Source organism: Nocardia shimofusensis NBRC 100134 (assembly GCF_001613125.1).
GTDB lineage: Bacteria > Actinomycetota > Actinomycetes > Mycobacteriales > Mycobacteriaceae > Nocardia > Nocardia shimofusensis.
This window is the reverse complement of record NZ_BDBT01000010.1, coordinates 21,425-35,164: the sequence shown is the minus strand read 5'-3', so window position 1 is coordinate 35,164 and position 13,740 is coordinate 21,425. Positions and strand designations below refer to the sequence as shown.

The window sequence follows — 13,740 nt, the reverse complement described above, 5'->3', positions numbered from 1 at the left end:
CGCCCGGCCTGTGATAGTTTCCCGTGAAAAATGTAACCTGCGTCATAATGAGGTCTTTCTAGATCATCTATTGGTATTCGGCCGAAAAACGCACCGCGACATTCTGTGGCGGAATTACCGGGTGACAAGTTGTCCGATGATCTTGTCGGCGTTGTTGTGGCCGGCGGCGGTATCGGCGGTGTCGGCCTTGGCTGCGTCCGCTGTGTTCGGCTGTGTTCGGCTGTGTCTGTCGGGGGTGAGCCCTACTCTGACCGCCGTGCCCGACTCCGAACCCCTCGCCGCCGCCCGGCAGCTGGCCTTCGACGAGCTGGACACCCCGCTCTACGACACCACCTTCGTGGTCGTCGACCTGGAAACCACCGGCACCAGCCCGGACGGCGACGCCATCACCGAGATCGGCGCGGTCAAGGTGCGCGGCGGCGAGGTGCTCGGCGAATTCGCCACCCTGGTCGACCCGGGTCGGGACATCCCGCCCGAGGTCGTGCGGATCACCGGCATCACCACCGCCCTGGTCTGCGCGGCGCCGCGCATCGAAGCGGTGCTGCCCGCGTTCCTCGAGTTCGCGGCGGGCGCGGTGCTGGTCGCTCACAACGCGCGCTTCGACACCGCCTTTCTGCGCGCGGCGGCCGCTCGCAGCGAACTGCCGTGGCCGAACTCCCCGGTGCTGTGCACGGTGAAGCTGGCCAGGCGCGTGCTCGGGCGTGACGAGGCCCCGTCGGTGCGGCTGTCCGCGCTGGCCCATCTGCTCGGCGCGTCCACCCAACCGACCCACCGCGCCCTCGACGACGCCCGCGCCACGGTCGACGTGCTGCACGCCCTCATCGCCCGGATCGGCAATCAGGGCGTGCACAGCCTGACCGAGCTGCTCGACTACCTGCCCGATGTCACCTCGGGGCAGCGCGCCAAACGGGTCTTCGCCACCGGTCTGCCCGCCGAGCCGGGGGTGTATCTGTTTCGCGGACCGTCCGACGAAGTCCTCTATATAGGGACGGCGGTGAATCTGCGCCGTCGCGTGCGCACCTACTTCACCGGATCGGAGACCCGCGGCCGCATGAAGGAGATGGTCGCGCTCGCGACGCGGGTCGACCACGTCGTATGCGCACACGGCCTCGAAGCCGGGGTGCGGGAACTGCGGCTGCTCGCCGCGCACGCCCCTCCGTACAACCGGCGCTCCAAATTCCCCAAGCGCGCCTGGTGGATCACCCTGACCGACGAGCCCTTCCCCCGGTTCGCGGTGGTACGCACACCCACCCAGGATGCGCTGGGCCCCTTCCATTCCCGCAACGACGCCGCCGACGTCGCCGCCACCCTGGCCGAACACACCGGTCTGCGCACCTGCACGACCCGGCTCACCCGCACGGCCACCCACGACTGCCCGCCCGCTGTGGTCGGCGGATGCCCGGCCGCCGGTGCCGGCGAAAAGCCGCTGACCGCGGAGGACTACGCGCCGACGCCCGCCGCCGTCCGGGATCTGATCACCGGCCGCGACGACGCCGTGCTCACCGCCATACTGGACCGGATCGACACCCATTCCCGCGCAGAACACTTCGAGACCGCCGCGCGCCTGCGCGACCGTGCCGCCGCCGTCATCCGCGCCCTGCGCCGCACCCAGCGCCTGGCCGCCCTGACCCGCATCGCCGAACTGATCGCGGCGCATCCCGACGGCGCGGGCGGCTGGGAATTCGCCGTCATCCGCCACGGCAGGCTCGCCGCCGCAGGCGTCGCCCGCCGCGGCACACCCCCGATGCCCGTCGTCGAACACCTCGTCGCCGCCGCCGAAACCGTCGTCCCCGACGGCCGTCCCGTGCCCACCCCGGCGGCTCTGCCCGAACTGCCCGCCGTGCCGGCAGCATCAGGTCCGCTGGATTCGTCGGGTCGGCTGGAATCACCCGGTCGGCTGGATTCGTCGGGTCGGCTGGAATCACCCGGTCGGCTGGAATCACCCGGTCGACTGGGATCGTCGGGTCGGCTCGCATCGTTCGCCGGGTGCGATGCCGGGTCGGCGGCGTCGCCCGCCCTGTCCGCCCCGCTTGCCTCGACTGCCGAGGCCGAACGGCCCACCGGTCGGCCTGTCGCGTCCGGCGGACGAGGCGGCGAGCCGACCGGGGGCCCCGACCGAGCCGACCGTGTCGAGGCAACGACGGCAGGGGTGTCGGACACCGGCGTCGATCCGACCGCCGAGGAGATCGAATGGGTGGGACCCCCGCTGCTCGGCGCGTCACCGGAAGAAGTGGCACTGGTCGCGCGATGGCTGGAGCGGCCAGGGGTACGAATCGTGCGGACCAGCCACGGATACCACGAACCCTGTTACGGCGCGGGCCGGTTGCTGGCCTGGGCGGAGACTGCCGAGGCTGCGGCGCGGGCTCGGCCCGAAGGCACGGACTACATCGAGCGCACCGGGTGAACGACTCGGCCGCCGCACACCCCGATGGGGCGTATGCCGGTCGGCTCGCCGACGATGGTTCGGTTCCGGTGCGAGGGTTTTGTGGAGACCGAAGAGGGGAGCGGGTCGTGGTCGGCGTGTTCGCATGTGGCCGTATCCCGGGCGATGCGATTGCACCCAGCCACCAGCACGTGTCCTGCCGCCGGGCCGGTTCGAGGCCGAGCGGGCCCGCGGCCTGTTGGGCGGACACGCTCGGTGCGCCGGTCACGCGTACCGGGTCCGAGCGACGATCGCGTGCTCTGCGCGCGGCCGAGCGTGGGGCGCCCGCCGCACTAGGCTGAACCCATGATTAACGCGATCGTGCTGATCCACGCCGACAACGCCCGTATCCCGGAGACCGCGCAGGCCGTGGCCGACACCGAGGGCGTGACCGAGGTCTATTCCTGCGCGGGCGACGTCGACCTGATCGCGATGGTGCGGGTGCGTGACCACGAGCAGATCGCCGAGGTGGTCACCGGGCGGATCGACAAGGTGCCAGGCGTCGAGCGCACCACCACGCACATCGCCTTCAAGTCCTACTCGCGCGCGGACGCCGAGGACGGTTTCTCGATCGGGGAGTGACACGGCAGGCGCATCGGTCGCGCCGGTCGGCGCCGTGCTCGGCGGCTCGGCCGGCCTCGGACGCCGAAGGCGCAGACCGGCCGGTGATGCGCCGTCTCTAGGTGTCGCCGAGGGAGTTGGTCAGCTTCACCCAGCGATCGAGCAGTTCGGCCGCCTTGCCGCTGTCGATGGCCGCCGCGGCCCGCTCGACCGCCGCGCCGAGCGCCTCGTGCACATCGGCGTCCGCATCGCCCACCCCACGTGACAGGTCGTAGGCGACGATCGCGGCCGCCGAGTTCACCAGCACCGCGTCACGGACCGCGCCGGTGGTTCCGGCCAGCACCGAGCGCGCCACGCCCGCGTTGACCTCCGCGTCGCCGCCGCGCAGGGCCTCCAGGTCCACGCGCTCGATGCCGAGTCGGGTCGGGTCGATGGTGGTGCGGCGCTTGCGCCCGTCCGCGACGATCCAGGCGTCGGTGACATCGGAGGTGGTGATCTCGTCGAGGCCGTCGGCGCCGCGCACCACCAGCGCGCCCGCGCCGCGTTCGGCGAAGACCCCGGCGATCACCTCGAGGAGTTCCGGGAAGGCGCAGCCGATGAGCCCGGCGCGCGGCCGGGCCGGGTTGGTCAGCGGACCGAGGACATTGAAGACGGTGGGGATGCCGATCTCCCTGCGGGCGGCACCGGCGAACCGCAGCGCCGGGTGGAATACCGGTGCGAAGCAGAAGCCGATGCCCACCTCACGCACGCACCGCGCCACCGCCTCGGGACCGAGGTTCAGTTTCACCCCGAGCGCCTCGAGCACGTCCGCGCCGCCGCTCTTGGAGGAGGCCGCGCGATTGCCGTGCTTGACCACCGGCACCCCGGCGGCGGCCACCACGATCGAGGACATGGTGGAGATGTTCACCGAACCGGAACGGTCACCGCCGGTGCCGACGATGTCGACCGCGTCGCCGTCGATGCGCACCAGGCGCGCGTGCTCGAACATGCCGCGGGCCAGGCCGTCGAGTTCCGCCGGGGTCGGGACCTTGATCTTGATCGCGACGCCGAAGGCGGCGATCTGGGCGCTGGTGGCGTTGTCGGACATGATCTCGTCCATCACCCACGCGGTGTCGGCGGCGGTCAGGTCGTGTCCGTCGGCGAGCGCGCCGAGGATCTGCGGCCAGTCGCGCGCGCGGTCCCGCTCGGCAGGTTCGGCGTGCGCTTCCGGGAGCTGACCGCTCATCTTCTGTTCCTTCCGGCACCCGGTCCGCGCCGATCGGCACGGCATCGGGTGCGCATCGAGAGTCCGACACATGAACCGATCGCTGAGGAGCCCGGTCCTGTCGAGCAGCCTAATGCGCGAGGGCGCCGGTGCGGATCGAGTATCGGCGCGCCGTCGCGCAAGCCCGGTCACCTCCGCGCCGACGCCGGCATCGCGCCGAGTCGCGGGAGCGCGTCACCTGCTCGCCGGGGGTTGCATCACGTCCCATCCGTCGGCGTGCCCCTCGTGGCGCTGCGCCAGCCCGGCCATCCTGGATCGCTCCTGCGCGCAGTGCAACGCGTCGACCCGCTGGGTCCGGCACAGCACCACGCGCACCCACTCGCCGTCGGGTGCGGGCGAACCCGGTGCGGGGGAGTAACCGTCCTGCGCGGCGATCTCGCACACCCGCTCCACCTGCGGGCCGGGCACCCGCAGATGATGGCGGAGCAGCGCGGGCCGCGTCGCGTCGAACCCGGCGGCGCGGTCGAGCGCGGCCGAACACGCCTCGGCGTCGTCGAAGCTCTCGGCCACTACTGCGAGATCGGCGCTCGCGGGGTCCAGTTGCGCCTCGGTGGCGCGCCCGGCGAGCCGCCGCCAGATACGTCCGATCGGTGATCGCCCGGCCACGTGTACTCCTCGCTCGAAAGTTCTGTGCCTCGTCTCAGGATTTCCACATATCAGCCTGTCATGCTGGCGGTCGGCCCGGATCGGGCGCGCGTGGTCGAGACCATCTCCCCGCCTGCCTTTTCCGACACGTCGGGCCCACTTTCCGACCCCGGTACCCGCGTCGTACTACGAAGAGTCATACTTACCCCTGTGACGACCGCAGTAGGGACCCCAGGATCGGCCATTACTCAGCGTGTGCATTCGCTGAACCGGCCCAACATGGTCAGCGTCGGTACCATCATCTGGCTGTCGAGCGAGTTGATGTTCTTCGCCGGCCTGTTCGCGATGTACTTCGTGGCGCGCGCCCAGGCGCAGGGCAATTGGCCGCCGGAACCGACCGAGTTGAACCTCGGGCTCGCCGTGCCGGTCACCGCCGTGCTGGTGGCGTCGTCGTTCACCTGCCAGATGGGCGTGTTCGCGGCGGAGAAGGGCGACGTGTTCGGCCTGCGCCGCTGGTACATGCTCACGCTGGCGATGGGCACGTTCTTCGTGGCCGGTCAGGGCTACGAGTACTACCACCTGGTGCACGAAGGCACCTCGATCTCCAGCAGCGCCTACGGCTCGGTGTTCTACATCACCACCGGCTTCCACGGCCTGCACGTCATCGGCGGTCTCATCGCCTTCGTCTTCCTGCTGATCCGCACCAAGGTCAGTAAGTTCACCCCGGCGCAGGCCACCGCCGCGATCGTCGTGTCGTACTACTGGCACTTCGTCGACATCGTCTGGATCGGTCTGTTCGCGACGATCTACTTCGTTCGCTGAGTCGCCGGGGCCGGCGTCGGACGATACGACGCTCGGACCCACACTTCGCACAAGTCGGTTCCGTCTACTCCAAAGGGACACAGATGAGTTCATCTCCCCCGTCAGCGCCAGAGCCCGCCAGCCCCGGGAACGGCCAGGCCAGCAAGACCCGCAAGCAGCGGCGCGCCCGTCGTCGCGTCGCGGGCGGGCTCGCGCTCCTGGTGGGCCTGGTCGGAGCCGGCTTCCTCGCTACCGCGTTGACTCCTGAACCCCAGGTCGCCACGGCAAATCAGGACCAGTCCGCGCTGATTCGCGAGGGACAGCAGCTCTACGACACCTCCTGCGTCACCTGCCACGGCGCCAACCTGCAGGGCGTGACCGATCGCGGCCCGAGCCTCATCGGCGTCGGCGAGGCCGCGGTCTACTTCCAGGTCTCCTCCGGGCGTATGCCGCTGGCCGCCAACCAGGCGCAGGCCACGCGCAAGCCCGCCAAGTTCGACGCCAACCAGATCGACGCCCTCGGCGCCTACATCGCCGCCAACGGCGGTGGCCCCACCGTGGTGCGCGACGAGAACGGCGAGATCGCTCAGGAATCCCTGCGCGGTGAGGACATCGGCCGCGGCTCGGAGCTGTTCCGGATGAACTGCGCCTCGTGCCACAACTTCACCGGCAAGGGCGGCGCGCTGTCCTCCGGCAAGTACGCCCCGCCGCTGGAACCCGCCAGCGAACAGCAGATCTACGCGGCCATGCTGACCGGCCCGGAGAACATGCCCAAGTTCTCCGACCGTCAGCTGACGCCGGAGGAAAAGCGCGACATCATCGCCTACATCAAGAACGCGGCCGAAGAGGCCACCCCCGGTGGGTACGGGCTCGGCGGGTTCGGACCCGCCACCGAGGCCGTGGCCATCTGGATCGTCGGAATCGTGCTCACCGTCGGTGCGGCGATGTGGATCGGATCCCGATCATGAGTGAACAGGAGCGAGACGTGAGCCGGCCGGACGAGGGGCCAGAACTGTCGAAGGAGCCGGTGAACACCCCGGCCGACCCGACCGAGGACGAGCTGGACGCGATGACGCGCGACGAACTCGTCGCACTCGGCACCAAGCGGGACGGCGTCGAGGTCGTCTACCGCGCCGAGCGTTTCCCGGTGCCCGGCACCCGGGCCGAGAAGCGCGCCGAACGCGAGGTGACCTTCTGGTTCGCGGTATCCGGCCTCGCGGCCGCCGCGCTGGTGGGCGTGTTCCTGTTCTGGCCGTGGGAATTCAAGGGCGTCGGCGAGGAAGGCCATAGCGCCTACTCGCTGTTCACGCCGCTGGTCGGCCTGACCTTCGGCATCTCGGTGCTGGTCATCGGCATCGCGGTACTGCTGATCCGCAAGAAGTTCATCCCGGCCGAGATTTCTGTCCAGCAGCGTCACGACGGCCCCTCGCCCGAGGTGGAGCGCCGGACCCTGATCGCGCAGCTGCAGGACGCGGGGGAGACCTCCACCCTGGGCCGCCGCAAGATGATCACCCGTACCGCGGGCGCCGGCGTCGGCATCCTCGGCATCGGCTCGCTGCTGGTCTTCGTCGGCGGCATGGTCAAGAACCCGTGGGCCAAGGGCGACAAGTCGCCGCTGTGGGTGTCCGGCTGGACCCCCGACTACCCGGGCGAGACCATCTACCTGCGGCGCGACACCGGTCGCCCGGAGGACATCGTGTTGGTGCGTCCGGAGGATCTGGACGCCGGTTCCATGGAAACCGTGTTCCCGTGGAAGGAATCGTGGCGCGGCGACAGCCACGCGACCCTGCAGTCGCTGCGCGGCATCCGTAACGCCGTCATGCTGATCCGGTTGCGCACGGCAGACGCCGAGAAGGCGATCAAGCGCAAGGGCCAGGAGAGCTTCAACTACGGCGACTACTTCGCCTACTCGAAGATCTGCACCCACCTCGGCTGCCCGACCTCGCTGTTCGAGCAGCAGACCAACCGGATCCTGTGCCCCTGCCACCAGTCGCAGTTCTCGGCGACCGAGTGGGGTAAGCCGATCTTCGGTCCCGCCGCTCGTGCGCTGCCTCAGCTGCCGATCACCGTCAACTCCGAGGGCTTCCTGGTCGCCGCAGGCGACTTCATCGAGCCGCTCGGACCGGCCTTCTGGGAGCGTCGTTCATGAGCCCTTCAGTCGCAGCCCAAGCCAACGGGGTGGACGAGCGGTATCGCGCCGCCGCGTTCATGAAGCGTTCGATCAACAAGGTCTTCCCGACCCATTGGTCGTTCCTGCTCGGTGAGATCGCGCTCTACGCTTTCATCATCCTGTTGTTGTCGGGCGTCTACCTGACCCTGTACTTCGACCCGTCGATGGCGCACGTGACCTACAACGGCGCCTACCAGCCGCTGCGCGGCGTCGGCATGTCCCGCGCGTACGAGACGGCCCTGGAGATCTCCTTCGAGGTCCGCGGCGGTCTGTTCGTGCGCCAGATCCACCACTGGGCAGCCCTGCTGTTCGCGGCGTCGATCATCATCCACCTGTTCCGCATCTTCTTCACCGGTGCGTTCCGCAAGCCGCGTGAAGGCAACTGGGTCATCGGCTCGCTGCTGCTGATCCTGGCGATGTTCGAGGGCTTCTTCGGTTACTCGCTGCCCGACGACCTGCTGTCCGGCACCGGTCTGCGTGCCGCGTTCTCCGGCATCACCATCGGTGTCCCGGTGATCGGCACCTGGTTGCACTGGTTGATGTTCGGCGGCGACTTCCCCGGCGACATCATCATCCCGCGCCTGTACATCGCGCACGTGCTGCTGTTGCCCGGCATCATCCTGGCCCTGATCGCCGCCCACGTGGCGCTGGTCTGGTACCAGAAGCACACCCAGTTCCCCGGCCCCGGCCGTACCGAGAACAACGTGGTGGGCGCGCGTATCGTGCCGGTGTTCGCCGCCGACCAGGGCGCGTTCTTCGCCTTCACCCTCGGCATCGTGGGCATCATGGGCGGCGTGCTGCAGATCAACCCGATCTGGAACCTGGGTCCGTACAACCCCTCCCAGGTCTCGGCGGGTTCGCAGCCCGACTTCTACATGATGTGGACCGACGGCATGGCGCGCCTGATGCCTGCCTGGGAGCTCTACCTGGGCCGGTACACGATCCCGGCGGCGTTCTGGGTCGCGCTGATCATGGGTCTGGTGTTCACCGTGCTGGTGGCCTACCCGTGGATCGAGAAGCGGCTCATCGGCGGCGACGACGTGCACCACAACCTGCTGCAGCGTCCCCGCGACGTTCCGGTCCGCACCGCGATCGGCGCCATGGCGATCGCGTTCTACGTGGTGCTGACGCTGTCGTGCGTCAACGACATCATCGCGCTGAAGTTCGACATCTCGCTGAACGCGACCACCTGGATGGGCCGCATCGGCCTGCTGGTCGTCCCGCCGCTGGCGTACTTCATCACCTACCGGTTCTGCCTGGGTCTGCAGCGCAGCGACCGCGCGGTGCTCGAGCACGGCATCGAGACCGGCGTGATCAAGCGCCTGCCGCACGGTGAGTACATCGAGGTGCACCAGCCGCTCGGCCCGGTCGACGCCCACGGCCACCCGATTCCGCTGGAGTACCAGGGCGCCCCGGTGCCGAAGAAGATGAACAAGCTCGGCTTGGCGGGCAAGCCCGGCACCGGCTCGTTCCTGCGCGCGGACCCGATCGATGAGGCCGCCCGCAATGTCGAACTCGAGCACGCGGCCGAACACGCCCAGCTCGAGGCGTTGCAGAAGGTCCAGGAGGACGCCAGGGGCTCCTCGCACGCGCACTGAGCGCGGACCGCACCACGAAGGCCCCGAGTCGGACGACTCGGGGCCTTCGATCTGTCATCAGCGTCTGCGCACCGCTGTTCTCAGCGCCTGCGAGCAGCTTCTATGGCCTCGAACTTGGCGAAGTTGTGCCTGGCGTCGGCCAGCGCGTCGTGCGCGTCCTGCGGTACCGGCGGCAGCGGCGGACGGCCGTGCGCTTCCCAGTGCTGGCGCAGTTCGTTGGTATAGCGCGGCAGCGCGGTCGGCAGACCCGTCATCGACCCCCACAGTTGCACCAGCGCGACGTGGTCGTAGGCGCCGGTCCACGCCCACAGCTCCGGCTGCACGGTGGCGCGCGGAACGAGGAAGGCGAACAGGTCGTCGCGGATCTGCGCCCGGCTGCGCCACAGCGGCGAGGAGGGGGCGGGCAGCTGCGGCAGGACGTGTTTGCGCACCCAGGACCCGGCGCGCTCGGGATCGAATTCGGTGGATACCGCGTAGTATTCGCGCCCGTCCTCGCAGACGACCCCGATGGAGATCAGGTCGATGGTCCGACCGTCCTCGATGAACTCGCAGTCGTAGAAATACCGCAGCGCGATCGACCTTCCTCGATTGTTCCCCTGGTGCCTGCGGGGCCGCCCCGCACGTCATCACCCTATGTGCCGCACCCGCGCGCGGGCGCAAGGGGCCGCCGGAGTGGAATCGTCCACCCCCGCGAGGTGGATTTTCACCCATCCCGCGCGATGTCGGCGGACCCGCCGGTACGTATTCTGAACTGGTGAACTGGACCGTCGACGTACCCATCGATCGCTTGCCGGAACTGCCCCCGCTGCCTGTGGAGTTGCGCAGGCGCCTGGACGACGCTCTGGCCCGTCCCGCGTTGCAGCAGCCGTCGTGGGACGCCGAACTGGCGGCGGACATGCGCACCGTTCTGGAGAGCGTGCCGCCGATCTGCCTGCCCACCGAGGTGGAGGAACTCAAGGACCGGCTGGCCGAAGTCGCTCGCGGCGAGGCCTTCCTCATGCAGGGCGGCGACTGCGCGGAGACCTTCGCCGACAACACCGAACCGCACATCCGCGGCAACATCCGCACGCTGCTGCAGATGGCCGTGGTGCTGACCTACGGCGCGAGCCTGCCGGTGGTGAAGGTCGCCCGGATCGCCGGCCAGTACGCCAAGCCGCGCTCGTCGGACATCGACGCCAAGGGCCTGAAGTCCTATCGCGGCGACATGGTCAACTCGCTGGTCGACGACCCGGCGCTGCGCGAGCACGATCCGTCCCGCCTGGTGCGCGCCTACGCCAACGCCAGCGCCGCGATGAACCTGGTGCGCGCGCTGACCAGCGCGGGCATGGCCGATCTGCACAAGGTGCACGACTGGAACCGCGACTTCGTGGCCAAGTCTCCGGCGGGCGCGCGCTACGAGGCGCTGGCCGAGGAGATCGACCGCGGCCTGGCCTTCATGAAGGCCTGCCGGGTCAACGACCCGAGCCTGCAGTCCGCGCGCATCTACGCCAGCCACGAGGCGCTCGTCCTCGACTACGAGCGCGCGCTGCTGCGCCTGAGCGAGCACCCGGTGACCGGGGAGCCGCTGCTCTACGATCTCTCGGCGCACTTCCTGTGGATCGGTGAGCGTACCCGCGGGCTCGACGGCGCGCACATCGCCTTCGCCGAGTTGCTGGCCAACCCGATCGGCCTGAAGATCGGCCCGACCACGACTCCCGAACAGGCGGTCGAGTACGTCGAGCGGCTCGACCCGAAGAACGAGCCGGGCAGGCTCACCATCGTCTCCCGGATGGGCAACGGCAAGGTGCGCGACGCGCTGCCGCCGATCATCGAGAAGGTGCAGGCCACCGGTCACCAGGTGATCTGGCAGTGCGACCCCATGCACGGCAACACCCATGAGGCCTCCACCGGCTTCAAGACCAGGCACTTCGACCGCATCGTCGACGAGGTGCAGGGCTTCTTCGAGGTGCATCGCGCGCTGGGCACCCATCCCGGCGGCCTGCACATCGAGCTGACCGGCGAGGACGTCACCGAATGCCTCGGCGGCGCCCAGGACATCTCGGATCTGGATCTGAGCGGTCGCTACGAGACCGCCTGCGACCCGCGCCTGAACACCCAGCAGTCGCTCGAGCTGTCCTTCCTGGTCGCGGAGATGCTGCGCTGATACCGGGCTGACACCGCTGCTCGGCGCGCCCGGGACGCCGGGGTCCGGGGCGCATGTCCGGCCTCGGGCAATGCGTCGTGCCGCGGCGCGCTCGGGGATCGGTGGACCCGGGACCGCCCCCCGAGGGCGGGCAGTGCGGTGGGACCGGGTCGAGATAGGACCGCATCGCGGGCTCAGGGGAGCGCGACGAGGGTGACTGTCGAACCGGGTTGGACCTTGGCCGCGATGGTCGGGCTCTGCGAGATGACCACCGAGCTGTCGCGCGGGGTCAGCTGACGCACCTGCACCTGGAGTCCGAGACCTTCCAGGATCTCGCGGGCGTCGGCGACGCTCTTGCCGATCACGCCGGGGATCTTCACCGCGTTGGACACCACCAGGGACACGCCCTGGCCGGGGTCGATGGTGGTGCCCTCGACCGGATCGGTGCTGATCACGCTGCCGGCTTCGATGGTCTTGTCGTAGCTCTCGGTGGTGCTGCGCACGGTGATGCCGACGGCCGCGAGCGCCGCCTCGGCTTCCTCGACGGTCTTGCCGCGCACATCGGGCACCTGCACCGGCTGGGAGCCGTTGCTGGTGTACACCTTGACCTGCCCATTCAGCGGCAGCACCGTGCCGGGCGCGGGCTCCACCTTCGCCAGGGTGCCCTCGGGGGCGGTGCTGCCGGTCTCCCCGGCGCGTACCGGTGTGAGCCCGGCGTCCTCGATCTGGGAGATCACCGTGGCGATGTCGTCACCGGGCTGTACCGCGGGGACCTTCGGTTTGCCGTTGGACACCAGCACCGAGACCGTGGAGCCCTTGGTGATCTTGGCGCCTGCGGGCGGATCGCTGCCCACCACGCCACCGACCGGCACGGTGTCGGAGGCCTTGGGCTTGGTCTCCGCGGTGAAGCCGGCCTCGATGACGGCTTCGGTGGCTTGCTCGGCGGTCAGACCCGCGATCGGCGGGACCGCGCTGTAGCGGCCGACGCCCAGCCACCAGCCGCCGATGCCGACCAGCAGGGTGAGCACGGCGACGACGGCGACCCAGATCAGCGTGGTGCGCCGCGAGTTCGCCTGGGCGGCCCGGTAGGGCGCGTGCGCGCCCGCGGGCTCGTAGTGGGGCGCCGCCGGTTGTCTGTGCTGGGCGTATTCGTTGTGCGTGTATGCGTCGGGCGCATAGTCAGCGGGCGCATAGTCAGCGGGCGCGTAGTCGTCCTGGTGCGGCTGCGGACCGGTCACCACCCTGGTCGGGTGGTGCTGCGGCGGCTGCGCGGGCGGTGGGGCGTAGGCCGCGGGAGTCAGGTCGGCGGCGCGGTGGCGGGCGCTGAGATGCTCGGCGGAGTCCTGCGGGGCGGGCACCCGGTAGGGCGGCAGATTCAGCAGCACGGCGATATGGCGCAGCTCGGCGAGCATCTCGTCGGCATTCGCGAAGCGGTGCGCCGGTTCGCGAGCGGTGGCCCTGGCAACCAACTCGTCGAACTCGGCCGGGACGCCGTCGATGTAGCTGCTGGGGCTGGGTACGTCGTTGTCGACCCGCTGCAGGGCGACCGACAGCGAATTGTCGCCGGTGAACGGCACCTGCCCGGTGAGCAGTTCGAACAGGAGGATGCCGAAGGCGTAGACGTCGCTGCGGGCGTCGGTATGGCCGGTGGTCACCTGTTCGGGGGAGAGGTAGGCGGCGGTGCCGAGGATCACGCCCGCCGCGGTGGTGTTGGCCGCGGCGACCGCGCGCACCAGGCCGAAGTCGGCGATCTTGACCTCACCGGCATCGGAGATGAGCACGTTCTCCGGCTTGATGTCGCGGTGCACCAGGCCCTGATTGTGCGCGACGCCGATCGCCGCGAGCACCGGCTCGACCACCGCACGCGCGGCGTGCGGGGGCATCGGGCCGCGTTCGCGCAGCAATTCACGCAGCGTGCCGCCCTGCACCAGCTCCATGATCAGGAACGGATATTCGCCGTCGATGCCCTGGTCGTACACCGCCACCAGCGCCGGATGGCTGAGCCGGGCGACGGTGCGCGCCTCGAGTTCGAAGCGGGTGAGGAACTGCGGGTCGCCCGCGAACTTCGGGTCCATCACCTTGATGGCGACCGGACGGTCGAGCCGGGTGTCCACGCCACGGAAGACCGTCGACATCCCACCGCGGGCGATCGGCGCGTCGATCCGATAGCGGCCGTCCAGCATCTGCCCGATCACCAGTGAAGTCCTCCGAAATCAG

The 13,740-nt window shown here is 69.6% G+C and carries 11 protein-coding genes; 7 read left to right on the top strand and 4 right to left on the bottom strand.

The window, feature by feature from the left end; genetic code table 11:
* Positions 1–256 precede the first annotated feature (256 nt).
* Both NS3_RS13175 and NS3_RS13170 read left to right on the top strand, forming a co-directional pair.
* Positions 257–2,404 (top strand): DEDD exonuclease domain-containing protein, encoded by a 2,148-nt coding sequence (locus NS3_RS13175; RefSeq protein WP_373865304.1) that lies wholly within the window; start codon positions 257–259, stop codon positions 2,402–2,404.
* 324 nt (positions 2,405–2,728) lie between these two features.
* Positions 2,729–3,004, top strand: a complete 276-nt coding sequence (locus tag NS3_RS13170; protein WP_040795366.1) for an Lrp/AsnC family transcriptional regulator — start codon at positions 2,729–2,731, stop codon at positions 3,002–3,004.
* 97 nt (positions 3,005–3,101) lie between these two features.
* On the opposite strand, the gene trpD is transcribed toward NS3_RS13170, so the two are convergent.
* Complete coding sequence (gene trpD / locus NS3_RS13165) at positions 3,102–4,208, bottom strand: anthranilate phosphoribosyltransferase (protein ID WP_067858991.1); 1,107 nt, start codon at positions 4,206–4,208, stop codon at positions 3,102–3,104.
* Between the two features lie 213 nt (positions 4,209–4,421).
* The gene (locus tag NS3_RS13160; protein ID WP_067858989.1) at positions 4,422–4,853 is read right to left on the bottom strand and encodes a ribonuclease E inhibitor RraB; all 432 of its coding nucleotides are present in this window, start codon (positions 4,851–4,853) and stop codon (positions 4,422–4,424) included.
* 189 nt (positions 4,854–5,042) lie between these two features.
* Here NS3_RS13160 and ctaE point away from each other — a divergent pair, with 189 nt between their 5' ends.
* From ctaE to qcrB, 4 genes are all read left to right on the top strand, one after another.
* On the top strand, positions 5,043–5,654 hold the full coding sequence (gene ctaE / locus NS3_RS13155) for an aa3-type cytochrome oxidase subunit III (RefSeq protein WP_067858986.1): 612 nt from the start codon (positions 5,043–5,045) through the stop codon (positions 5,652–5,654).
* Positions 5,655–5,737: 83 nt separating this feature from the next.
* Positions 5,738–6,601 (top strand): cytochrome bc1 complex diheme cytochrome c subunit, encoded by an 864-nt coding sequence (qcrC, locus tag NS3_RS13150; RefSeq protein ID WP_084495472.1) that lies wholly within the window; start codon positions 5,738–5,740, stop codon positions 6,599–6,601.
* Positions 6,598–7,782 (top strand): cytochrome bc1 complex Rieske iron-sulfur subunit, encoded by a 1,185-nt coding sequence (qcrA, locus tag NS3_RS13145; protein WP_157101307.1) that lies wholly within the window; start codon positions 6,598–6,600, stop codon positions 7,780–7,782. Before qcrC ends, qcrA begins: the two co-directional genes overlap by 4 nt.
* Positions 7,779–9,401 carry a cytochrome bc1 complex cytochrome b subunit gene (qcrB, locus tag NS3_RS13140; protein WP_067858980.1) on the top strand — a complete coding sequence of 541 codons (1,623 nt, stop codon included), beginning with the start codon at positions 7,779–7,781 and terminating at the stop codon, positions 9,399–9,401. The genes qcrA and qcrB overlap by 4 nt, the downstream gene beginning before the upstream one ends.
* 80 nt (positions 9,402–9,481) lie before the next feature.
* Here the strand turns inward: qcrB and NS3_RS13135 are convergent, their stop codons facing one another.
* Complete coding sequence (locus NS3_RS13135; RefSeq protein ID WP_067858977.1) at positions 9,482–9,970, bottom strand: polyadenylate-specific 3'-exoribonuclease AS; 489 nt, start codon at positions 9,968–9,970, stop codon at positions 9,482–9,484.
* 185 nt (positions 9,971–10,155) lie between these two features.
* Between NS3_RS13135 and NS3_RS13130 the strand changes: the two genes are divergently transcribed.
* Positions 10,156–11,544 carry a class II 3-deoxy-7-phosphoheptulonate synthase gene (locus NS3_RS13130; RefSeq protein ID WP_067858973.1) on the top strand — a complete coding sequence of 463 codons (1,389 nt, stop codon included), beginning with the start codon at positions 10,156–10,158 and terminating at the stop codon, positions 11,542–11,544.
* 173 nt (positions 11,545–11,717) lie between these two features.
* Here the strand turns inward: NS3_RS13130 and pknB are convergent, their stop codons facing one another.
* Positions 11,718–13,718 (bottom strand): Stk1 family PASTA domain-containing Ser/Thr kinase, encoded by a 2,001-nt coding sequence (gene pknB, locus NS3_RS13125; protein WP_218018226.1) that lies wholly within the window; start codon positions 13,716–13,718, stop codon positions 11,718–11,720.
* Positions 13,719–13,740: the final 22 nt, after the last annotated feature.

Bases quoted from the DNA above. Each gene is read 5' to 3' on its own strand.
- NS3_RS13170 (WP_040795366.1), top strand. From the start codon at position 2,729: ATGATTAACGCGATCGTGCTGATCCACGCCGACAACGCCCGTATCCCG.
- trpD (WP_067858991.1), bottom strand. From the start codon at position 4,208: ATGAGCGGTCAGCTCCCGGAAGCGCACGCCGAACCTGCCGAGCGGGAC.
- qcrC (WP_084495472.1), top strand. From the start codon at position 5,738: ATGAGTTCATCTCCCCCGTCAGCGCCAGAGCCCGCCAGCCCCGGGAAC.
- qcrA (WP_157101307.1), top strand. From the start codon at position 6,598: ATGAGTGAACAGGAGCGAGACGTGAGCCGGCCGGACGAGGGGCCAGAA.
- qcrB (WP_067858980.1), top strand. From the start codon at position 7,779: ATGAGCCCTTCAGTCGCAGCCCAAGCCAACGGGGTGGACGAGCGGTAT.